The 19453-nt window shown below is 70.8% G+C and carries 24 protein-coding genes and 1 pseudogene; 13 read left to right on the top strand and 12 right to left on the bottom strand.

What is annotated here, in order from left to right; genetic code table 11:
• Positions 1 to 21 precede the first annotated feature (21 nt).
• Genes dmpG through CCO04_RS28710 form a run of 3 tightly spaced genes read right to left on the bottom strand, consistent with a single transcriptional unit; the run spans position 22 to position 2817 of the window.
• Positions 22 to 1104, bottom strand: a complete 1083-nt coding sequence (dmpG, locus tag CCO04_RS19090) for a 4-hydroxy-2-oxovalerate aldolase (RefSeq protein WP_215815753.1) — start codon at positions 1102 to 1104, stop codon at positions 22 to 24.
• A gap of 1 nt (position 1105) precedes the next feature.
• Complete coding sequence (locus CCO04_RS19085) at positions 1106 to 2008, bottom strand: acetaldehyde dehydrogenase (acetylating) (RefSeq protein ID WP_215815752.1); 903 nt, start codon at positions 2006 to 2008, stop codon at positions 1106 to 1108.
• A 2-nt stretch (positions 2009 to 2010) separates the two neighbouring features.
• Positions 2011 to 2817: a fumarylacetoacetate hydrolase family protein gene (locus tag CCO04_RS28710; protein ID WP_308281356.1), complete on the bottom strand. Its 807-nt coding sequence runs from the start codon at positions 2815 to 2817 to the stop codon at positions 2011 to 2013.
• A gap of 33 nt (positions 2818 to 2850) precedes the next feature.
• On the opposite strand from CCO04_RS28710, the gene kstD reads away from it, so the two are divergent.
• The 3 genes from kstD to CCO04_RS19065 are packed head-to-tail and all read left to right on the top strand — an operon-like array spanning position 2851 to position 5886.
• Positions 2851 to 4512, top strand: a complete 1662-nt coding sequence (kstD, locus tag CCO04_RS19075; protein ID WP_215815750.1) for a 3-oxosteroid 1-dehydrogenase — start codon at positions 2851 to 2853, stop codon at positions 4510 to 4512.
• Positions 4512 to 5399, top strand: coding sequence for a MaoC/PaaZ C-terminal domain-containing protein (locus CCO04_RS19070; RefSeq protein WP_215815749.1), 888 nt, complete (start codon positions 4512 to 4514; stop codon positions 5397 to 5399). Before kstD ends, CCO04_RS19070 begins: the two co-directional genes overlap by 1 nt.
• A gap of 46 nt (positions 5400 to 5445) precedes the next feature.
• Positions 5446 to 5886 carry an OsmC family peroxiredoxin gene (locus tag CCO04_RS19065; RefSeq protein WP_215815748.1) on the top strand — a complete coding sequence of 147 codons (441 nt, stop codon included), beginning with the start codon at positions 5446 to 5448 and terminating at the stop codon, positions 5884 to 5886.
• On the opposite strand, the gene CCO04_RS19060 is transcribed toward CCO04_RS19065, so the two are convergent.
• The gene (locus CCO04_RS19060; protein ID WP_215815747.1) at positions 5858 to 6328 is read right to left on the bottom strand and encodes an MOSC domain-containing protein; all 471 of its coding nucleotides are present in this window, start codon (positions 6326 to 6328) and stop codon (positions 5858 to 5860) included. The two genes, CCO04_RS19065 and CCO04_RS19060, sit on opposite strands and share 29 nt — an antisense overlap.
• Between CCO04_RS19060 and CCO04_RS19055 the strand changes: the two genes are divergently transcribed.
• Positions 6312 to 6902, top strand: coding sequence for a hypothetical protein (locus CCO04_RS19055; protein WP_215815746.1), 591 nt, complete (start codon positions 6312 to 6314; stop codon positions 6900 to 6902). The two genes, CCO04_RS19060 and CCO04_RS19055, sit on opposite strands and share 17 nt — an antisense overlap.
• A gap of 13 nt (positions 6903 to 6915) precedes the next feature.
• On the opposite strand, the gene rpe is transcribed toward CCO04_RS19055, so the two are convergent.
• The gene (rpe, locus tag CCO04_RS19050; RefSeq protein ID WP_215815745.1) at positions 6916 to 7608 is read right to left on the bottom strand and encodes a ribulose-phosphate 3-epimerase; all 693 of its coding nucleotides are present in this window, start codon (positions 7606 to 7608) and stop codon (positions 6916 to 6918) included.
• 227 nt (positions 7609 to 7835) lie between these two features.
• Positions 7836 to 8294 (bottom strand): hypothetical protein, encoded by a 459-nt coding sequence (locus tag CCO04_RS19045; RefSeq protein WP_215815744.1) that lies wholly within the window; start codon positions 8292 to 8294, stop codon positions 7836 to 7838.
• 218 nt (positions 8295 to 8512) lie between these two features.
• Here CCO04_RS19045 and CCO04_RS19040 point away from each other — a divergent pair, with 218 nt between their 5' ends.
• The 4 genes from CCO04_RS19040 to CCO04_RS19025 all read left to right on the top strand — a co-directional run bounded on the left by CCO04_RS19040 (position 8513) and on the right by CCO04_RS19025 (position 10993).
• The gene (locus CCO04_RS19040) at positions 8513 to 8956 is read left to right on the top strand and encodes a DUF4440 domain-containing protein (protein WP_252373560.1); all 444 of its coding nucleotides are present in this window, start codon (positions 8513 to 8515) and stop codon (positions 8954 to 8956) included.
• Between the two features lie 87 nt (positions 8957 to 9043).
• On the top strand, positions 9044 to 9250 hold the full coding sequence (locus CCO04_RS19035; RefSeq protein WP_215815742.1) for a hypothetical protein: 207 nt from the start codon (positions 9044 to 9046) through the stop codon (positions 9248 to 9250).
• 82 nt (positions 9251 to 9332) lie between these two features.
• Positions 9333 to 9842, top strand: coding sequence for a SigE family RNA polymerase sigma factor (locus tag CCO04_RS19030; protein ID WP_215815741.1), 510 nt, complete (start codon positions 9333 to 9335; stop codon positions 9840 to 9842).
• On the top strand, positions 9839 to 10993 hold the full coding sequence (locus CCO04_RS19025; protein WP_215815740.1) for a hypothetical protein: 1155 nt from the start codon (positions 9839 to 9841) through the stop codon (positions 10991 to 10993). The genes CCO04_RS19030 and CCO04_RS19025 overlap by 4 nt, the downstream gene beginning before the upstream one ends.
• Before the next feature lie 15 nt (positions 10994 to 11008).
• Here the strand turns inward: CCO04_RS19025 and CCO04_RS19020 are convergent, their stop codons facing one another.
• Positions 11009 to 12232, bottom strand: coding sequence for an aminotransferase class V-fold PLP-dependent enzyme (locus CCO04_RS19020; RefSeq protein ID WP_215815739.1), 1224 nt, complete (start codon positions 12230 to 12232; stop codon positions 11009 to 11011).
• A gap of 10 nt (positions 12233 to 12242) precedes the next feature.
• Positions 12243 to 12503, bottom strand: a complete 261-nt coding sequence (locus CCO04_RS19015) for a hypothetical protein (protein ID WP_308281354.1) — start codon at positions 12501 to 12503, stop codon at positions 12243 to 12245.
• A gap of 135 nt (positions 12504 to 12638) precedes the next feature.
• Between CCO04_RS19015 and CCO04_RS19010 the strand changes: the two genes are divergently transcribed.
• The gene (locus CCO04_RS19010) at positions 12639 to 13898 is read left to right on the top strand and encodes a DUF262 domain-containing protein (protein ID WP_215815738.1); all 1260 of its coding nucleotides are present in this window, start codon (positions 12639 to 12641) and stop codon (positions 13896 to 13898) included.
• Positions 13899 to 14641: 743 nt separating this feature from the next.
• Here the strand turns inward: CCO04_RS19010 and ligD are convergent.
• The 3 genes and pseudogenes from ligD to CCO04_RS30105 form a co-directional block, all read right to left on the bottom strand.
• Positions 14642 to 15571 carry a non-homologous end-joining DNA ligase gene (gene ligD / locus CCO04_RS19005; RefSeq protein ID WP_215815737.1) on the bottom strand — a complete coding sequence of 310 codons (930 nt, stop codon included), beginning with the start codon at positions 15569 to 15571 and terminating at the stop codon, positions 14642 to 14644.
• A 21-nt stretch (positions 15572 to 15592) separates the two neighbouring features.
• Positions 15593 to 15742, bottom strand: a complete 150-nt coding sequence (locus CCO04_RS28705; RefSeq protein WP_252373559.1) for a hypothetical protein — start codon at positions 15740 to 15742, stop codon at positions 15593 to 15595.
• A 6-nt stretch (positions 15743 to 15748) separates the two neighbouring features.
• Positions 15749 to 15865: pseudogene (locus CCO04_RS30105) on the bottom strand (NUDIX domain-containing protein); the annotation flags it as partial.
• A gap of 46 nt (positions 15866 to 15911) precedes the next feature.
• Between CCO04_RS30105 and CCO04_RS18995 the strand changes: the two are divergent.
• From CCO04_RS18995 to CCO04_RS18985, 3 genes are all read left to right on the top strand, one after another.
• Complete coding sequence (locus CCO04_RS18995) at positions 15912 to 16589, top strand: AAA family ATPase (protein ID WP_308281352.1); 678 nt, start codon at positions 15912 to 15914, stop codon at positions 16587 to 16589.
• 110 nt (positions 16590 to 16699) lie between these two features.
• Positions 16700 to 17215, top strand: coding sequence for a SigE family RNA polymerase sigma factor (locus tag CCO04_RS18990; protein ID WP_215815736.1), 516 nt, complete (start codon positions 16700 to 16702; stop codon positions 17213 to 17215).
• A complete protein-coding gene (locus CCO04_RS18985) occupies positions 17212 to 17826 on the top strand; it encodes a hypothetical protein (RefSeq protein ID WP_215815735.1) in 615 nt (204 codons plus the stop codon). The genes CCO04_RS18990 and CCO04_RS18985 overlap by 4 nt, the downstream gene beginning before the upstream one ends.
• Here CCO04_RS18985 and CCO04_RS18980 read toward each other — a convergent pair.
• Positions 17783 to 18964: an MFS transporter gene (locus tag CCO04_RS18980; RefSeq protein WP_215815734.1), complete on the bottom strand. Its 1182-nt coding sequence runs from the start codon at positions 18962 to 18964 to the stop codon at positions 17783 to 17785. The genes CCO04_RS18985 and CCO04_RS18980 overlap by 44 nt on opposite strands.
• A gap of 69 nt (positions 18965 to 19033) precedes the next feature.
• On the opposite strand from CCO04_RS18980, the gene CCO04_RS18975 reads away from it, so the two are divergent.
• The gene (locus CCO04_RS18975; RefSeq protein ID WP_215815733.1) at positions 19034 to 19402 is read left to right on the top strand and encodes a MerR family transcriptional regulator; all 369 of its coding nucleotides are present in this window, start codon (positions 19034 to 19036) and stop codon (positions 19400 to 19402) included.
• The last annotated feature ends 51 nt before the right edge of the window (positions 19403 to 19453 follow it).

Below are 19453 nucleotides of genomic sequence, written 5' to 3'. Positions count from 1 at the left end.
CCGCTGAGCGGGATCCGGCGCTCAGACGCCCGCGGTCTCGCGGGCCTTGAGCTGCAGCGCGATGTCGATCAGCTGGTCCTCCTGGCCGCCGATCAGCTTGCGCCGGCCGGCCTCCAGCAGGATCTGGGCGCCGGAGACGCCGTACCGCTCGGCCGCGTTGCCGGCGTGCTTGAGGAAGGACGAGTAGACGCCGGCGTAGCCCATCATCAGCGTCATCCGGTCGAGCCGGCACTCCTCGGGCATCGCCGGCTTGATGACGTCCTCGGAGGCGTCGACGATCTTGAGGAAGTCCACGCCGGTGGTCCAGCCCAGCTTGTCGCAGACGCCGATGAACGCCTCCAGGGGCGTGTTGCCGGCGCCCGCGCCGAAGCGGCGTACGGAGCCGTCGATCTGGGTCGCGCCCGCCCGGGCGGCGATGACCGTGTTGGCGACGCCGAGGCCGAGGTTCTCGTGACCGTGGAAGCCGACGTCGGCCTGGTGCCCGATCTCGGCGACGACGGCGGCGACCCGGTCGGCGGTCTGCTCCATGATGAGCGCTCCGGCCGAGTCGACCACGTAGACGCACTGGCAGCCGGCGTCGACCATGATCCGGGCCTGCTGCGCGAGCACCTCGGGCGGCTGGGTGTGGCTCATCATCAGGAAGCCGACGGTCTCCAGGCCGAGCTCGCGGGCCAGGCCGAAGTGCTGGATCGAGACGTCGGCCTCGGTGCAGTGCGTCGCGATCCGGCAGATCTGGCCGCCGTTGTCCTGCGCGGCGCGGATGTCGTCCTTGGTGCCGACGCCCGGGAGCATCAGGAACGCGATCTTGGCGCGCTTCGCGGTCTCCGCCGCGATCCGGATGAGCTCCTGCTCGGGCGTGCGCGAGAAGCCGTAGTTGAAGCTGCTCCCGCCGAGGCCGTCGCCGTGGGTCACCTCGATGACCGGGATGCCCGACTCGTCGAGCGCGCGAACGATGTCCTCGACCTCCTGGCCGGTGAACTGGTGCCGCTTGTGGTGCGAGCCGTCGCGCAGGCAGGTGTCGGTCAGGCGCAGGTCGAGGTGGCCGAACGGCTCGTCGCCGTGGGTGCCCGACCAGGTGCGGGTGAGCGTGTTGGTGCCGGTCATGTCAGTTGCCCTTCTCGATCAGGTGCCGGGCGATGTTCTCGCCGACCTGCGCGGCCGCGGCGGTCATGATGTCGAGGTTCCCGGAGTACGGCGGGAGGTAGTCCCCCGCGCCCTCGACCTCGACGAAGATCGAGACCCGGCGCATCCCGCGGGTGAAGTCCGAGGGACCGTCGAACTGGGGCTCCTGGAGCAGCCGGTAGCCCGGCACGTACTGCTGGACGGCCTGCTCCATGAGGTGCACGGACTCGGCGATCGCGTCGGTGTCGGCGTCCGGGTCGACGGCGCAGAAGATCGTGTCGCGCATGATCATCGGCGGGTCGGCCGGGTTGAGGATGATGATCGCCTTGCCCTTCTCGGCGCCGCCGATCGTCTCGACGCCCGCCGCGGTGGTCCGCGTGAACTCGTCGATGTTGGCGCGCGTGCCCGGTCCGGCGCTGACGCTGGAGACCGAGGCGACGATCTCGGCGTACGGCACCGGGGTGACCCGGGAGACCGCGTTGACCATGGGGATCGTGGCCTGGCCGCCGCAGGTGATCATGTTGACGTTGAGCGCGCCGACGTGCTCGGTGCCGTTGACCGGCGGGATCACCGCGGGCCCGACGGCGGCGGGCGTCAGGTCGATCGCGCGGATGCCCGCCTCGGCGTAGCGCGGCGCGTACTCGCGGTGCACGTAGGCGGAGGTCGCCTCGAAGAGCAGGTCGGGCAGCTCGTCCTGCTTGAGCAGCCAGTCGACGCCCTCGTGGCTCACCGCGAGCCCCTCGTCGGCGGCGATGCGCAGGCCCTCGCTCGACGGGTCCACGCCGATCATCCAGCGCGGCTCGATGACCTCGCTGCGCTTGAGCTTGTAGAGCAGGTCGGTGCCGATGTTGCCGGGCCCGACGATGGCAGCGGTCAGCTTGCCCATCTTCACTCCTCGAAGGTGACGGTCAGGGGCGCGAAGCCGCTGATGGACGCCGTGACGCGGTCGCCCGCGGCGAACGGCACGAACGGGCCGAGGGCCCCGGACAGGATCAGGTGGCCCGCGCGCAGCGGGTCTCCGAAGCGGTAGGCCTGCACCGCGAGCCAGCGCAGCGCCTCGAGCGGGTCGCCGAGGCACGCCGCACCGGTGCCGGCCGAACGCTCCTCGCCGTCGATCGTGAGCGACATGACGACGTCACGGGGCTCGATCTCGCTGAGCGAGAGTCCGTCGCGGCCGACCACGAAGAGCCCGCTGGAGGCGTTGTCGGCGACCGTGTCGGTGAAGGTGATGTCCCAGCGCTCGATGCGCGAGTCGACGATCTCCAGCGCCGGGAGCGCGACGTCGACGGCGGCCCGGACCAGGTCGAGCGTGATCTCGTCCTCGCTCGCCGGAGCGATGTCGGCCCCGAGCCGGAAGGCGACCTCGGCCTCGACCCGCGGCTGCACGAGCGTGCGCATCGAGATCGGCGCGCCGTCCGCCCCGTCGCTCACGTCCATGTCGCTCAGGAGGTAGCCGAAGTCGGGCTGGTCCACGCCGAGCTGGTTCTGCACGGCCTCGGAGGTGGCGCCGATCTTGCGGCCCACGACGCTCACGCCGCCGGCGATCCGGGCCCGCACGAGACCCTGCTGGACGGCGTACGCCGCGGGCAGGTCGTCGGTGCCGATGAGGTCGCGGACGGCGGCGCACGGAACCCGTGTCGCCTGGGCCGTGGCGAGGCGGTCGACCGCGGCCGCGACGGCGTCTGGAGGGGTCACACGCACATACTAGAACCTGTTACAGTTTTTCGCATGAAGGACTCCTACGACGTCGTCGTGGTCGGCGCCGGCGGTGCCGGCATGTCGGCCGCGCTCGCCGCCTCCGCCCAGGGCCTCGACACCGTCCTGGTCGAGAAGAGCGGCTACTTCGGTGGCTCGACCGCGCGCTCCGGCGGCGGCGTGTGGATCCCGGGCAACTATGCCCTGGAGGCGGCCGGCCAGGTCGACCCGGGCGACCGCGAGGCCGCCAAGACCTACCTCGACTCGATCGTGGGCGACGTGGTCCCCAAGGAGCGCCGCGACACCTACCTCGACCGCGGCCCCGAGGTGCTCGACTTCCTGCGCGAGAAGACGCCCCTGCGCTTCACCTGGGTCCCCGAGTACGCCGACTACCTGCCCGAGCAGCCCGGCGGCCGCCCGCGCGGGCGCAGCGTCGAGCCGGTGCCGCTGGACGCGCGCTTCCTGGGCGATGAGCTCGACCGGCTGCACCCGCCGTACACGAAGGCGCCGGCGAACCTCATCGTCACCCAGGCCGACTTCCGCAAGATCAGCCTCGGCCTGCGCACGATCCGCGGCCCGCTGACCATGATCAAGGTGATGCTCAAGCGCCTGCTGGCGATCGTCACCGGCAAGAAGATGTTCGCGATGGGCAACGCCATCGCGATCGGCCTGCGCAAGGGCCTGACCGACGCCGGCGTCCCGGTGGAGTACGACACCGCGCTGCTCGACCTGCTCGTCGAGGACGGCCGTGTGGTCGGCGTCGTCGTCGAGTCCGGCGGCGAGCGCCGCGAGATCCGGGCCCGGCGCGGCGTGATCCTCGGCTCGGGCGGCTTCGAGCACAGCCAGGAGCTGCGCGAGAAGTTCCTGCCCCAGCCGACCTCCGCGACGTGGTCGACCGGTGCGCCCGCCAACACCGGCGGCGGTCTGCTCGCCGGTACCGCGGCCGGCGCCGCGACCGACCTGCTCGACGACGCGTGGTGGGGCCCGACCATCCCGCTGCCCGGCCGGGCGTGGTTCTGCCTGGCCGAGCGCAACCTGCCCGGCTCGATCATCGTCAACTCCGCGGGCGCGCGCTACATGAACGAGGCGCTGCCGTACGTCGAGGCGACCCACGAGATCTACAAGGGTCAGGCCACGGGCGTGGACCACGTGCCGTCGTACATGGTGTTCGACCAGACCTACCGCAACCGCTACCTGTTCGCCGGCGTCGCGGGCCGCCAGCCGTTCCCCGGCCGCTGGTACAAGGAGGGCGTCGTCGTGCGCGCCGACTCGCTCGAGGAGCTGGCCACGAAAGTCGGCCTGCCGTCGGGCTCGCTCGACACGACCGTCGAGCGCTTCAACGGGTTCGCCCGCTCGGGCACCGACGAGGACTTCCACCGCGGCGAGTCGGCCTACGACAAGTACTACTCCGACCCGACGGTCAAGCCGAACTGCTCGCTCGCGCCCATCGAGAAGGGCCCGTTCTACGCGGTCAAGATCGTCCCCGGCGACCTCGGGACCAAGGGCGGCCTCGTCACCGACGAGCGCGCCCGGGTGCTGCGCGAGGACGGCTCGGTCATCCCGGGCCTCTACGCCGCGGGCAACGTCTCGGCTGCCGTCATGGGCAACACCTACCCCGGTCCGGGTGGCACGATCGGGCCTGCCATCGTCTTCGGGTATCTCGCCGCGGAAGACCTCGCCAAGGAGCACAGCTGATGCCGATCGACCCGTCCGTCGCGATCGGGGCCGACCTCGGCTCCCGCACCTTCTCGTGGACCGAGTCCGACGTCCTGCTCTACCACCTCGGCATCGGCGCCGGCTCCCGCGCGGGCGACAACCTGTCCGCCGACGCGCTCCGCTACACCCTCGACGACGCCGCGCTCCAGGTGCTGCCGTCGTTCGGCGTCGTCGTGCCGACCTTCCACGAGACCGACCCGCCACCGCTCGACCTGCCCGGCTGCGACATCAACCTCGCCCAGGTCGTCCACGGCGCCCAGTCGATCTCGGTCTCCGGACCGCTGCCGACCTCGGGCACCGCGACCGTGCGCACCACGCTCACCGACGTGTGGGACAAGGGCAAGGCCGCCGTCATCTGGCAGGAGGCCGTCGCCACCGCCGGTGCCGACGGCACCGGCGAGGAGCTCTGGCGAACCCGCTCCTCGATCTTCGTGCGCGGCGAGGGCGGCTGGGGCGGCGACCGGGGCTCGTCCACCGCGGTCGAGGTGCCGGAGCGCGACGCGGACCACGTGTCGTCGTACCTAGTGACGCCGCAGCAGGCCCTGCTCTACCGCCTGTGCGGCGACCGCAACCCGCTCCACGCCGACCCGGGCTTCGCCAAGGCGGCCGGCTTCCCGGCGCCGATCCTGCACGGCCTGTGCTCCTACGGCATCGTCCTGCGCGAGCTCACCGACGGCCTGCTCGGCGGCGACGCCACCCAGGTCGGCGGCTTCGCCGGCCGCTTCGCAGGCGTCGTCTTCCCGGGCGAGACCATCCGGGTGGCCGGCTGGCGCGAGGGCTCGTCGATCATCGGCTCCGCCACGATCGAGGGCGGCGACCGGGACGGCTCCCCCGTCCTCGCGGACTGCGTCCTGTCGCTCACGTAGGCCGCGGCGCTACGTTGGGGATCGTCCCCGACGAAAGGTGTCCCCGATGCCCACGCGCACTTCCCGCACCGCCTGGAACGGCGGCCTCCAGGACGGCTCCGGCCAGGTCGAGCTGACCTCCTCCGGCGCCGGGACCTTCGACGTCTCCTTCCCCAAGCGGGCCGCCGACGACGCCGACGGAACCACCAGCCCCGAAGAGCTCATCGCCGCGGCCCACTCGGCCTGCTACGCGATGTCGCTGTCCAACGAAGTCGCCAGGGCCGGCGGCACGCCGCAGGCGCTCGACGTCGCCGCCGACGTCACCCTCGGCCCGGACCCGGCCGGCGGCTTCCGGATCACCGGCATCAAGATCACCGTCCGCGGCGAGGTCGACGGCCTCGACGAGGCCGGCTTCCTCGCCGCCGCCGAGTCGGCCAAGGCCGGCTGCCCGGTGAGCAAGGCCCTCACCGGCACCGAGATCACGCTCGACGCGGCGCTGGAGAGCTGAGCTCGACCGGGTCCCCCACCCGGATCGTCCCGCCCTCCAGGACCCGGAACACGGTCCCCGCCCGGCGCCGGAGCGCTTCCTGCGCTCCGGCGCCGATCGTGTCGTCCAGCAGCTTGCACGGCGCCGCCACCCGCACCACCTCGAGCAGCACCTCCCCCACCCGGATCCGCTGCCCCGGTTCGCGCGGCACCACCCCGGCGCTGATCGTCAGGTTGCGCCGGGTCAGGTGGCTCGGCACCTCGCGCCCGAAGACCCGCGCCGCCTCGTCCAGCGTCTCCCGGCTCTGCACCGTCACGTGCCGGTGCCGGGTGCCGTGGTAGCGGTCGCCGACGATGCCGCGGCCGGCCTCGACCTCGACCTGGTCCTTGGCCTGCATGGGCAGACGGGACGCCTTGGCGAGATGGATCGCCTGGACGACGGGGTTGGTGGGCTGGTCGGGCACGCGATCGAGCGTAGCCAGCGAAGCGGCGTGGCTCGTGCTCGCGTGCGGCATCTTCGTCGTCGCGCTCGACAGCCTGCTGGCTCTCGGCATCATCCCGTCAGGGACCAGCGGGACGAAGCACATCCCCTTGGTGCTCATCGGGGTCGTGGCCGCGACCATCGGCGGACGACGCTCCATCGCGACGCGGGGCCTCCTTCACCGTGACGTGGTGCTCCGGCTCGACGCCGAAGGCGTGGCGATGCGTTGCGGCATGGTGCGCGACGTGACCTGGGCGCGGCTCGCCTGGTCCGACCTCGACTCCGTCGAGGTCCGCAAGCGCCGGATCGGCCCGCCCGTGTACCGCGACAACCTCGACGCGACGGTCCTGCGCTTCGTCGCCCGCGACGACAGCGCGGTCCGGATCGACGAGCTGACGCCGTTCGACCGGGCCAAGGCGGCCGTGCTGGACCTGAGCCCGGCCGCCGGGACCCTTGCCATGGTGCTGGCAGCGGCCACCCACGAGCGGGTCGAGCAAGTGCGCGCCTGGCTGGCTGAGCAGCAGCCGGACGTACCGTTCGATCGGCAGCCGGCCTGAGCCCTCGCCGGGCTCAGGCGCGTGCGGCGTCGGCGGACGCCCGCAGCGCGGCGACCATCGCGTCCGGGTCCTCGGCGGAGTAGACCGCCGAGCCCGCGACGAACACGTCCGCACCCGCCTCGGCGCACCGCTCGATCGTCTCGAGCGAGACGCCGCCGTCGACCTGGAGCCAGGTCTCGATGCCGTGCTTGTCCATCATCGCGCGCGCCCGCCGGATCTTGGGCAGGCACAGGTCGAGGAACTTCTGGCCGCCGAAGCCGGGCTCGACGGTCATGATGAGCAGCATGTCGAGCTCGGGCAGCAGGTCCTCGTAGGGCTCGATCGGCGTCGCGGGCTTGAGCGCCATCGACGCCCGGGCGCCGGCCGCCCGGATCTCGCGCGCGAGCCGGACGGGCGCCTTGGCCGCCTCGACGTGGAAGGTCACCGACCCGCACCCCGCCTCGACGTACGCCGGGGCGTTGCGGTCGGCGTCCTCGATCATGAGGTGGGCGTCGAGCGGGACCGGGCTGACCCGGGCGAGCGCCTCGACCATGGTCGGCCCGAACGTCAGGTTCGGCACGAAGTGGTTGTCCATGACGTCGACATGGATCCAGTCGGCGCCCGGGATCCGGGCGACCTCCTCACCGAGCCTGGCGAAGTCGGAGTTGAGGATCGACGGCGTGATCTGGATGTGCTGTCCACCACGGGGACCAGGAGAAGCGCTCATGACCGGGACAGGCTATCGGGCGAGAGGACCTCGGATGCCTGCACCCGGATCTCACGCCCGGATCTCCTGGATGCGAACGACGAGCGCACGGCGACCGCCTCCATGCCGACAACGATCCCGGCTAGTGGCGCGGGCTGTCAGCCCCTTCGCGAGGATCTAATGCACGGATCCTCGCGAAGGCCAACTGTCCAGCATTCAGCTCCGCGCCACTAGGTCAGGTGTCTGCCTCAGTAGTTGGCCGTGCCGAAAGTGCACTTGATCCCGACGTAGCACGACCACGACTTGCCGTTGTCCCACACGGCTGTGACCGGAACGTCGCCCGCGACGACGCCACCCCAGTACTTCTGCGTTCCGCTCTTGTCGGGGTGCGTGACCGTCGCAAAGCACGTGCTCCGGTTCTTGCAGTTGACAACGTCGCTGTAGCGGGCGGCTTCCCCGCGGGTGAGGAACGCCTGGACACGGATCTGGTCGACGGCCCGGTCGCAGCTCACCCACGCCTCCAGCTGGACGTAGTTTCCAGGCTTGGTGATGCTGCGGGCATAGCCTTTGCACGCAGGGGCGCTCGCCGCAGCCATGGACATGCTCGCCGATGAACGGTGCGGTTGGGTGCTGGCCGAGGCGGAGGAGAGCGGCAGCATCAAGATGGAAATCGCAGCGAACAGAATCGCTGCCCTGAGAGTTTTCATCTGGACTCCTGAGTTCCGTTGCAGGGGACAGTGAGTATGGCCACCCTTATGCCAGAGCGCAAGGATCCATAGACAAAGAGTCCACGCGCGTTGATGCTCGGATTTGTCCCTTCTGGACAATCGTCCCGCGCTCGCTCGTGGAAGATTCAGGCAGTGATCGACGCCCTGGGAGTCGCGGCCGACGGACGGTCCGTCCACGGTCGGGCATGATCGGTCCCGTGCCCGAGGTCCCCACGCACGCCGTCGCCGACGACCACGCCGCTGTGGAGGCGGTCGTCGCCCGCTTCTTCGCCGCTTTCGTCAGCGGCCCGGACGCGGCCGAGCACGCCGCGGACCTGCGTGCGGTGCTGCTCCCCCAGGCCCTCGTCGTCCGGACCGACCCGACCGATCCCGCCGCCCCCACGACGTACGACGTCGAGGGTTTCATCGCCCCGCGGGTCGCGCTCCTGGCCGCGGGCACGATGACCGGCTTCCGCGAGTGGGTCGTCACCGGCCGTACCGACCTGGCCGGCGACATCGCGCAGCACTGGTGCACCTATGCCAAGGCGTGGCGCCAGGACGGCACCGAGCACACCGGCTCCGGCACCAAGTCGATCCAGCTCGTCCGCACCGGCGCCGGCTGGCGGATCAGCGCCGTCGCGTGGACCGACGATCCCGCCTGAGATCGGCGATTCTCCTCCGAATCGGCATACGGCGGCCGATCATGGGAGGACGAGTCACCGTCGACTCTCGTGGGGAGGCAAACCGCCATGCCGATGATGAACAGCGAGGCCCGCAAGCGGGCCGCCGACGCCGCCGATCGCGCCGCCGGCCAGGCCGAGGTGCACCGGCTCGCCGATGCGTGGGACCGCGAGGCCGCCCTGGAGGAGGCCTCGGGCAACGGGTTCGCCGCGGTGATCCTGCATGCGCACGCGCGCGAGCTGCGCGCGGTGCTGGAGCGTCCGCTCAGCGCCTGACCCGGACCGACCGGATCCGCGTCGGGCAGCGAGGCAACCTTCTGCGGTGCTGGTGCGTCCTCGGGGCGTGGAGCCTGTGCTGATGGACCCCTTACCGGGCGATCGCGACGATGCAGCGTTCGACGCCTTCGTCGCGGCCCGGCTGCCGCACCTGCTCAAGCTCGGCCGCGCCCTGAGCGGCGACGAGCAGCGCGGCGCCGACCTCGTCCAGGACGCGCTGGAGCGGGTCCTGCCCCGCTGGCGCAAGCTCGACGACCCCGAGGGCTTCGTCCGCCGGGCGATGGTCAACCGCAGCATCTCGGTGTGGCGCAAGGTCCGCCGCGAACGGCCCCTGCCCGAGACCGGCGACTCCCCCACGGGTGCGTCCCACCGCGACCGGCCGCACGACCACGAGCTGTTCGCCGCAGTACGACGGCTCCCCCCGCGCCAGCGCGCCGTGATCGCGCTGCGCTACTACGAGGACCTCACCGAGGCCCAGACCGCCGACGTGCTCGGTTGCTCGGTCGGCACCGTGAAGAGCCAGGCCCACCGGGCACTGGCGGTTCTGCGCGACCAGCTGCCGACCTTCGCCGACCTGGAGGAGACGTCATGACCCGCCTCGAGGACGCTCTGCGCGCGACGTTGGCCGCCGACACCGACCCGGACGGCGACCCCGCCCCCGACCTCGAGCGCTGGTTGCCCGGCATCCGCCAGGGCGCCCGGCGCCGGCGTACCGCGCGGCAGGTCATCGCTGCGGGAGTCGCCGCGACCGTGGCGCTCGGCGCGATGGTCGGCTACGCCCTGACCCGGAGTGACGACGCTCCCCCCGCGCCCACCGAGCGCCACCTGGGCACACCGTCGCCGCCGCCGTGGTCTCCCCGCAGCTTGGACGTGGTCGGTGACGCACTCTTCGTGCTCGACACCGACGTCAGATGTCAGTGCACCCGCATCCTGCGCACCACGGGCACGCAGTGGACCGTCGTCGGCGAGATCCCGGTCTGGGGCCTCTTCAGCCTCGACTTCACCTCCGACGGCAGCACCGGTTGGGTCGCTGACAGAGATCAGGTCTGGGTCAGCCATGACCAAGGACGGAGCTGGTCAGCCGTCCCGCTCCCCGGCCAGGCACAGGACCCGGAAGATGGTCTTGCCACCGAGGTCAGCGTGCTCGCGGACGACGTGTGGACGACCGACGGCGACGTGTGGCGGCTTCCGGCCGCCACCGATCGCCCCGAGCGGGTCGACATCGACGGCATCACGGTCGCCACGTCCGTCCAGGCCGTCGGTGGCAGCCTGCTCGTCACGGGCTCCTCCGAGGCGACCAGCGCCGACCTGGCCTCGTCTGACGTCCTGCGGGTCAGTGACGACGGAGGCACCGGGTGGACCCCGTTGGCAGCGCCGTGCACCTCGGCCCAGCTCACCGCGGCCGCCGGTGCCGCGTTCGCCGTGTGCCAGGACGCCACCGGGGACCGAGCCACGGTCCACCGCTGGACGCCCGGCCAGGACCGTTTCGAGGAGTACGCCACCACCGTCCTCAGCGAGGGTGGGATCCTGCTCGCCCTGGACGACGAGCGTCTGGCGATCACCGACGACGCGGACGAGCGCATCCTCACCGCCAGCACGGACATCCCCACCGACTTCGCCCAGAGTGACGACACGCCGCTCATCGACTCTGCCGTGCTCGGCGAGCGGCTCTACGTGGTCAGCCTGGCCGGGATGAGCATGTCCGAGGACGGCGGCCGCACCTGGAGCCAGATCAGCCAGTGAGGCGCCGCCGCACCCTCACCGGGTGCCGTCGTCGAGCGCCGTCCGGATCGCGGCCACCCCGGCCTCGACCTCGGCGAACGACGTCGACAGCGGCGACAGCCCGAGCCGCAGCCCGTCGGGCATCCGGAAGTCCGGGATCACGTCCCGCTCCCACAGCACCGCCGTCACCTCCCGCATCCGCGGGTGGGCCAGCGTGACATGCCCGCCGCGGACAGCGGGGTCGCGCGGCGACGCCAGGCGTACGCCGGGCAGGTCGCGGTCGACCAGCGCGACGGCGTACTCGGTGAGGGCGATGGACTTGGCGCGCACGGCCTCGATGCCGGCCTCGGCGACCAGCTCGACCATGTCGGCCAGCCCGAGCATGCCGACGATCGGCGGGGTGCCGCTCAGCAGGCGGCGGATCCCCGTCGCCGGGGCGTACGACGGCCCCATGGTGAACGAGTCCGCTGCCCCCATCCAGCCCTGCACCGGCTGGGCGAAGGAGCCGTCGGCGAGGTGGCGCGCGGCGACATACCCGAACGCCGGGGCGCCGGGGCCGCCGTTGAGGTACTTGTAGGTGCAGCCGACCGCGAGGTCGATCTCCCACGCGTCGAGGGCGAGGGGCACCGAGCCGACCGAGTGGCACAGGTCGACGAGGACCCAGGCGCCCGCGTCGTGGGCGAGGCGGGTGAGGGCGGCGACGTCGGCGAGGTAGCCGGACTTGTAGGCGACGTGGGTGACCACGACCAGCGCGGTGTCGGGGCCCACGACGGTAGCCAGGTCGTCGACGGTGAGGCCGCCGTCGGGGTCGGCCTCGACCCAGCGGACGGTGAGGCCGCACTCCTGGGCGACGCCCTCGACGACGTACCGGTCGGTGGGGAAGTTGTCGCGGTCGATGACGATCTCGCGCCGCCCCGGCCGCGCGGCGACCGCGGCGCGCACCATCTTGTAGAGCAGCACCGTCGTCGAGTCCCCGATCGCGGTCTGCCCCGGCGCGGCACCGAGCGCGACCTCCGCGAGCCGGTCCCCCAGCGTCAGCGGCTGGTCGAACCAGCGCTCGTCCCACCCACGGATGAGGCGGCCACCCCACTCCTCCTCGACGAACGCGGCCATCCGCGTGGCGGTCGCCCGCAGCGGCCGGCCCAGGGAGTTGCCGTCGAGGTAGACCACAGGTCCGGCCGCGCCGACGAAGAGGTCGCGGTGGGCGGCGAGCGGGTCGGCGGCGTCGAGCGCCGCTGCATCGAGCGAGGTCAGCGTCACCCTCCGCAACCTACTCCTCGTCGTCGCCCTCGTCGGGCAGGTCGTCACGGTCCGCCCACGCCACCAGCGGCGCGATGTCGAAGACGTGGTCGTCGATGTCGTGGTGCAGGTCCCCAAGCTCGGCGAACCGCGCCGGCACCGTGCGGATCGTGAAGTCCCGCGGATCCGCGTCGTCGATCTCGTCCCACCGGACCGGCGTCGAGACCCGGGCGTCCGGCAGCCCCCGCACCGAGTACGCCGCCGCGATCGTGTGGTCCCTTGCGTTCCTCAAACGTTGCACTGGACGAGACTTCAGCGATCAGAACGCGTGCCGCCAAGCGTTCTGATCGCGGGTTGGAGGGGCAGCCACTTCGACCTGTTCGTACGAGTCGGCCCGCTCGCCTCCAGGGCTCGCTAATCTGGCGCCGTGTCCGAGTCTGAGTCGACGTCAGCAGTACGGTTTCCAGAGGACGAGTCCTCCGATGAGGTCGGATCGATCGACGAGTCAGTCGGAGCGGAGACAGAAGCCGATGCGGGGCCGATCTCACCTGAGTCACTCCGCGATGCGTTTGTCACCGGAAGCGATTGGACCACCGCCACGGTCGTCGATCAGATGCGTCGGGGGAACATTGACCTCAATCCTCGGTTTCAGCGACGCGAGGTATGGCAGCCACAGCGCAAGAGCCGATTCATTGAGTCACTTCTGCTGAACTTGCCAATTCCTCAGGTCGTCTTGGCAGAGAAGCGAGGCGAACGCGGAAGATACGTCGTCCTCGACGGGAAGCAAAGGCTTCTGACCCTGCGGCAGTTCTGCGCCGAACCGGGCGAGCACGAGGAAGACGTACCCTTTCAACAGTTGTCGTTGACAAAGCTTCAACTCCGTTCAGATCTCGATGGAAAGTCGTACAAGGACCTCCGCGAAGAGCCCGGATATGCCGATGACCGAGACGCTTTCGACAACAGTACAATTAGGACTGTAGTCGTTCGCAACTGGCCTACCGACGACTACCTGTTCCTAGTGTTTCTGAGACTCAACACCGAATCAGTTGCGCTGTCCCCTCAAGAATTGAGGCAAGCACTCAAGCCCGGGCGATTCACTGACTTCGTCGATGAGCGTGCGGTTGCTAGCGACGTTCTAAAGTCCGCGTTGAACCAGTCTGGCGCCGATTTCCGTATGCGCGACACCGAGATCCTGCTCCGCGCGCTAGCCTTCCAATTGCGGCCAGAGAGTTACGCCGGAAATCTCAAGGCCTTCCTCGACGACACCTGCGAGCATTTCAACAATACTTGGCAGTCAGATGCCGCTATCATCTCGACAACGGTCGACAATGTGGAGCGCGCAATCGCGGCGGCCATCTCAATCTTCGGCGAACGCGTCGCTTTCAGTCGATACACCAACGGGATACCCGAACGACGCTTCAACCGTGCCATCTTCGACGTCATGGTCCACAGTCTGTCGCAGCCCCGCGTGATGGACGCTGCCTTGAGCAACCCATCATCCGTCGTTGAGTGCCTGCAAGAACTGTGCGAAGGCGATTCAGAATTCGTGACTGCGATTACGTCCACTACGAAGAGCATAACCGCGACGGCCCGGCGGTTCGTTCAGTGGGCCGACGCACTTGAAGGCGCGCTGATGGTTCCCGTTGACGTTCCAGCGGACTACGCCAGTCGCGTGCGCGCATCGTAGCTCGGACGCCAGCATTCAATGAGAAAGGTCACCTGGCCACCGCCCGTCGGGCAACAGTTCACTATCTCAGAACTGCGTAAGGCCGCACGAATCGCCAACCGCCCATCGCCCGGACGTACATCTCACCGCTTGGTGAGCACGCTTGAACATCTCGCGGACCTCCGCCGACAGTTCATCGTTGTTCGCCAGCCGCCAGTGTATTCGGGAGCCGAGCATAACCGCGCAAAGGCATTTGTGATCCTGAGCCACGCGGCCTTGGAGGACTATCTAGAGGGAATCGTCCTCGAGGTGGTCGATTCATGCCTCCGATCCTTCTCCCGCGACTTCATACCCAGAACTAGCCTCCTGGCCCTACTGACATATGCAGCTGTTGCTGATCCTCCAGAGGCGTTCCCAGGCGGCCCTTGGGGCATCAGGGGTCATCTTCAAGACAGTCGCCAATCCCTTCGCCACTGGACCGAGAAGAACAACGGACTAAAGGCAAAAGACGTTCTTCGGCTAATGCTTCCCGTTGGCATAAAGGAGTCCGATTTGGGTTCGACTTGGCTTCAGCATATGGACGAACTGGGCGAACTCAGAGGGCGAATGGCCCATAAAGCGAATCTCCCGGGTGCGCAAGCTCCGCTCGACCCTCAGGACGCCCTCGAAGCGGTCTCACGTGTATTGCCGAACTTGTGCAGAATAGATGCCAAGTTGTGCGCGCTCCGCGACGAGTAGCGCCCAGGAAGCGGCCCTTCTCGCGGTCAGGACGGCAGGCCGTCGCGGTCCGCCCACCCGAGAAGCGGCTCGATGTCGAAGACGTGCTCATCGATGTCGTGGTGCAGGTCGCCGAGTTGGGCGAAGCGTGCCGGAACAGTACGGATAGTGAAGTCACGCGGGTCTGCATCCCAGATTTCGTCCCACCGCATGGGTGTCGAGACCCTAGCGTCAGGGACTCCACGGACCGAGTAACTTGAAACGACCGTGTGATCGCGGGCGTTCTGGTTGTAGTCGACGAAGACCGTCGCAGGGTCACGGTCCTTCTTCCACCAGGTGGTGGTGACCAGCCCGGACGCCCGGCGCTCGACCTCGCGGGCGAAGGCGAGCGCGGCCCGTCGTACACCCTTGTGGTCGAGCTCGGGCTTGATCCGCACGTAGATGTGGAGGCCCTTGCTGCCGCTGGTCTTGGGGTACCCGACCGCGCCGAGCTCGTCGAGCACCTCGTGGGCCACGTGGGCGACGCGCCGGATGTCGTCGTACGTCGACTCGGGGCCGGGATCGAGGTCGATCCGCCACTCGTCGGGCTGCTCGGTCGCCCCGCGTCGGCTGTTCCACGGGTGGAACTCGACGGTCGACATCTGCACCGCCCAGATCACCGACGCCAGCTCGGTCACGCAGAGCTCGTCGGCCGTCCGCTTCCACCGCGGGAAGAACAGCTGCACCGTCTCCACCCAGTCGGGCGCGCCCGCGGGGAGCCGCTTCTGGTGCACCTTGTCGCCGTCGAGCCCCTTGGGGAAGCGGTGCAGCATGCACGGGCGCTCCCACAGCGCGTTGACGATACCGTCGCCGACCGCGAGGTAGTACTCGACGAGGTCGAGCTTGGTCGCACCGATCTCCGGGAAGTAGATCCGGTCCGGGTTGCTCACCCGCACGACACGGCTCTCGACCTCGATCTCGACCGCCGGGGACGCCATGGCGCGACAGTACCGAAAGGGTCAGGTCAGACGGCCCGACGCCACGAGCGGCAGGAGGATCGCGGCGCGGCTGGAGGCATCCGCCGCGTGCTTCGCACCGCCGGCGTACGTCAGGTCGCGCGCGAGGTAGACCGTCTCCGGCGCGTCGGCGACGCCGATGAGCGCGCCCATCCGTCCGATCTCCTGCCAGTACGCCGCGACGAGGCCGGTTTCCTCGCGGAGCTCGCGCTGCGCGGCGACGAGCGGGTCCTCGCCGTCGGTGAGCGCGACGACGAAAGACGGTCGGGTGCGGATCTCGACGACGCCGACCTACGTCGGACCCCACGGCTACCGTGACCGCGTGGACTTCGACCAACCGCCCGTCGTGCGCGTCGACGCCGAGCAGCGCCTCGACCCCGACGCGTGGCCGATGACCGTGCCGGCGGTGGCCCAGGTGGTGCGCGAGGGTCTGGTGCTGCCCAAGGGGGTCACCTTCTTGGTCGGCGAGAACGGCTCGGGCAAGTCGACGCTCGTCGAGGCGATCGCGGTGGCGTTCGGCCTGTCTCCCGAGGGCGGTACGGCGCAGGGGCGGCACAGCACGCGCGAGACGGAGTCGCCGTTGCACACGGCGCTGCGGCTCCAGCGCGGGATCGGGGCGCCGCGGTGGGGGTTCTTCCTGCGGGCCGAGACGATGCACGGCTGGTACAGCTTCCTCGAGGACCACCCGAACCCGTGGGCCAGGCAGCCCGACAGTCCCTACCACGAGATGAGCCACGGCGAGTCGTTCCTCGAGGTGCTGCGGACCCGGTTCGACTCACCCGGCTTCTACTGCCTCGACGAGCCCGAGGCGGCGCTGTCGTTCTCCTCGACGCTCGGGTTGATCTCCGTGCTCGACCGGGTGGTGCGCGAGGGCGGCCAGGTGCTGTGCGCGACCCACTCGCCGGTGCTGGCGGCGATGCCGGGGGCGACGATCCTCGAGGTCAGCGACGCCGGCCTGCACCGTACGACGTGGGCCGAGCTCGAGCTGGTCCAGCACTGACGGCGCTACCTCGACGACCCCCACCGCTACCTGCGCCACGTCCTCGACTGAGACCGGCGAGCAACGTCCATGAGATCGCCTGTCACGCAACGACCCGGTCGGGGCGTCAGATGGGTGTGAAGGCAGACCGGCAGGCCGAGGAGTTCACCGCGTTCGTGCGCTCCAGCGGCACCCAGCTCCACCAGGCGGCGATGCTGCTCACCGGCGACCACCACCTCGCCGAGGACCTGACCCAGGCGACCTACGCCAAGGTGTTCGTGCACTGGCGGCGGGTGCAGACCGCGGACAGCCCGCTGGCCTATGCCCGGACGACGCTGCTCAACACGTTCCTGTCCCACCGGCGGCTGCGGCGCAACAGCGAGCGGCCCAGCGACCTCACCGACGCCGACCTCAGCCCACCGCCGGGCGCCGACCCGGGGACGCGCGTCGACCTGCTCGCCGCGCTCGCCGGACTGCCTCCGCTCGACCGTGCCGTCGTGGTCCTCCGCTACTGGGAGGACCGCAGCGTCGCCGACACCGCGACCCATCTCAGGATCAGCGAGTCCGCCGTGCGGACCCGCGCGCGCCGCGCCCTGCTGCGGCTGCGCCCCCTGATCGACCCCGTCTCCGAGAGGACCCACCCGTGAACGACCTCGACCCGAACCTCACCACCGCCCTGCGCGAGCGGCTCCGCGACGAGCGCCCCGACCTCGAGCACCTCGCCCAGTCCTCGCTCCGTGCGGGCGTCCGGATCCGGCGCCGGCGCCGGATCGGTGCCGCTGCCGGAGGCGTCCTCGCGGTGACGGCCATCGCGCTGAGCGCGTCCGCCCTCGCCGGAGGCAGTACGACGGCCCGCAACGCCGCCGTCGCGACCACACCGACCCCCTCGGCCGCCGCGACCGTCACCGCCCCGCCGGGCGAGCAGGACGGCCTCGAACCCGGTGCGCTGGGCGAGCCGGTGCTGCCCTTCACGCTCGACCTGCCCGGCTGGACCTGCGAGTACTTCCCCGTCGACGACAAGGCCTGGTGCACCACCGCGGGCCAGAACGGCGTCACCGTGGTCGCCCGCCCGGCCGCCGAGCACGCCGACTGGGCCGGCCAGCCCGACAAGGGCGCCGACGCGTCGACCCTGTGGACCAGCCCGGTGCACGGCAACTACTTCGTGACGGTCCAGGGCAGCCGTGCGGACCTCGGCGCGACCCCGGTCGCGACCTTCATCGACGGGCTGCGGCTCGCGCCGCGCTGGGACCGCCCCTGAGCGTCGCTGCCGCCAGGCCGGCCGCCGCCACCGCGACCAGGACCGCGGCGGGGAGCCCGAGCCCGGCGACGCCGTACCGGGCGACGATGCCGGAGGCGAGGGCCGCACCGACCGCGATGCCGCCGTTGAACAGCACCGGGATCAACGCTCCGGCCAGCCCGCGGTGGGCCGGTCCGGCCAGCCGCAGCACCAGTGTCTGGGCGAGCGGCGGAAGGGCTCCGGAGGCCACGCCCCACAGGACCACGAGGGCGAGGCTGCCGGTGCCGGCGACGGCGAAGATGGCCGCGGCGGTGACCGCGGTCGCGACGACGAGCGCCGGTCCGGTCCGCTCCGCGCGGCCGGCGACCACCACGCCGACGGCGGAGGCCAGGCCGAAGACCAGCAGCACCAGCGCGGGCGGTCCGGCCAGGCGGGTGATGAACGTGTAGGCGCCGTAGTGCCCGACGAGCACCAGCGCAACCAGCAGCGTGATCACGACCATCGGGCGCAGCGACGAGCCGCCCGCGCCGCCCGCCGCGCTCGTGGGGCCGGCGGGCGGCGCGCCGGGCACCACCCGCAGCACCAGGAGCGCCATCACCAGGCTCGCCACAGCGAGCACGGCGAAGGACGCGCGCCAGCCGGCGAGGTCCGCGACGATCCGGCCGGCCGGCGTACCGAGCACGAGGCCGAGCGTCGCTCCCCCGAGCACGACCGACGTGGCCCGCCCGAGCAGCCGGTCCGGGACCAGGTCCGCGACGTGCGCGTTGACCGTCGACCAGAGCAGGCCCACCGACGCGGCACCCAGGGTCCGCGCCCCCAGCACCACCCCGTACGACGGCGCGAGGGCGGTCAGCCCGGCCGCCAGCGCGAACGCCACCAGGCTGCCCGCGACGACCAGCGCCCGCGGGTACCGCCGGGTCAGCCGGACCAGCGGGAAGCTCGCCACGACCACGACGGCCGCCCACAGGCTGACCAGGAGCCCGGTGGCGGACTCGGCGACGCCGAGCCCCCGGCTCATCGGGCCGAGGACCGCGGTCGGCAGCATCTCGCCGGTGACCATCACCAGCGTGGCGCCGCCGAGGACGAGTAGGGCCGGCCACGGCAGCCCCGCGGCAGGAGGAGCGGCAGGGGCGGGTGGCGGGGTGCTGGTGAGCGTCATGCTTCGACGCTAGAGTTTGACACTGATGTCAATGTCAAGGTCTCTTCACGCGAAGGTGAGGCAGCAGACATGAAGATCGGCGAGCTGGCCGCGCGGACCGGGGTCGCGCCCCGGCTGATCCGGTACTACGAGCAGCAGGAGCTGCTCAGTGCCGACCGGCAGCCCAACGGCTACCGGGACTACGGCGAGGCCCACGTCGAGCGGGTCGAGCGGGTGGCCGGCCTGGTCCAGGCCGGCATCCCGACGCGCCTGGTCAAGGTGCTCCTGGACGCCGAGGACGCCTGCGCCCGCGAGGAGCCGACCTGTCCGGCCGAGGTGGCCGCGCTGCTGGCGGCCGAGCTCGACGGGCTGGAGAAGCGGATCGCGTGCCTGAGCCGCAGCCGGGACACGATCCACCGCTTCCTCGACCAGACCCGGGCCCAGGTCGCGCCGGCCTGACCGGCCCGGCGCGACCACCCTGGCGCGACCACCCTGGCCAGCGCGCGGCCG

Source organism: Pimelobacter sp. 30-1, from assembly GCF_018831735.1.
In the GTDB taxonomy this organism is placed as follows: domain Bacteria; phylum Actinomycetota; class Actinomycetes; order Propionibacteriales; family Nocardioidaceae; genus Nocardioides.
Note: the sequence above shows the minus strand (reverse complement) of the source record. Positions and strands in the feature narration are given on the sequence as shown.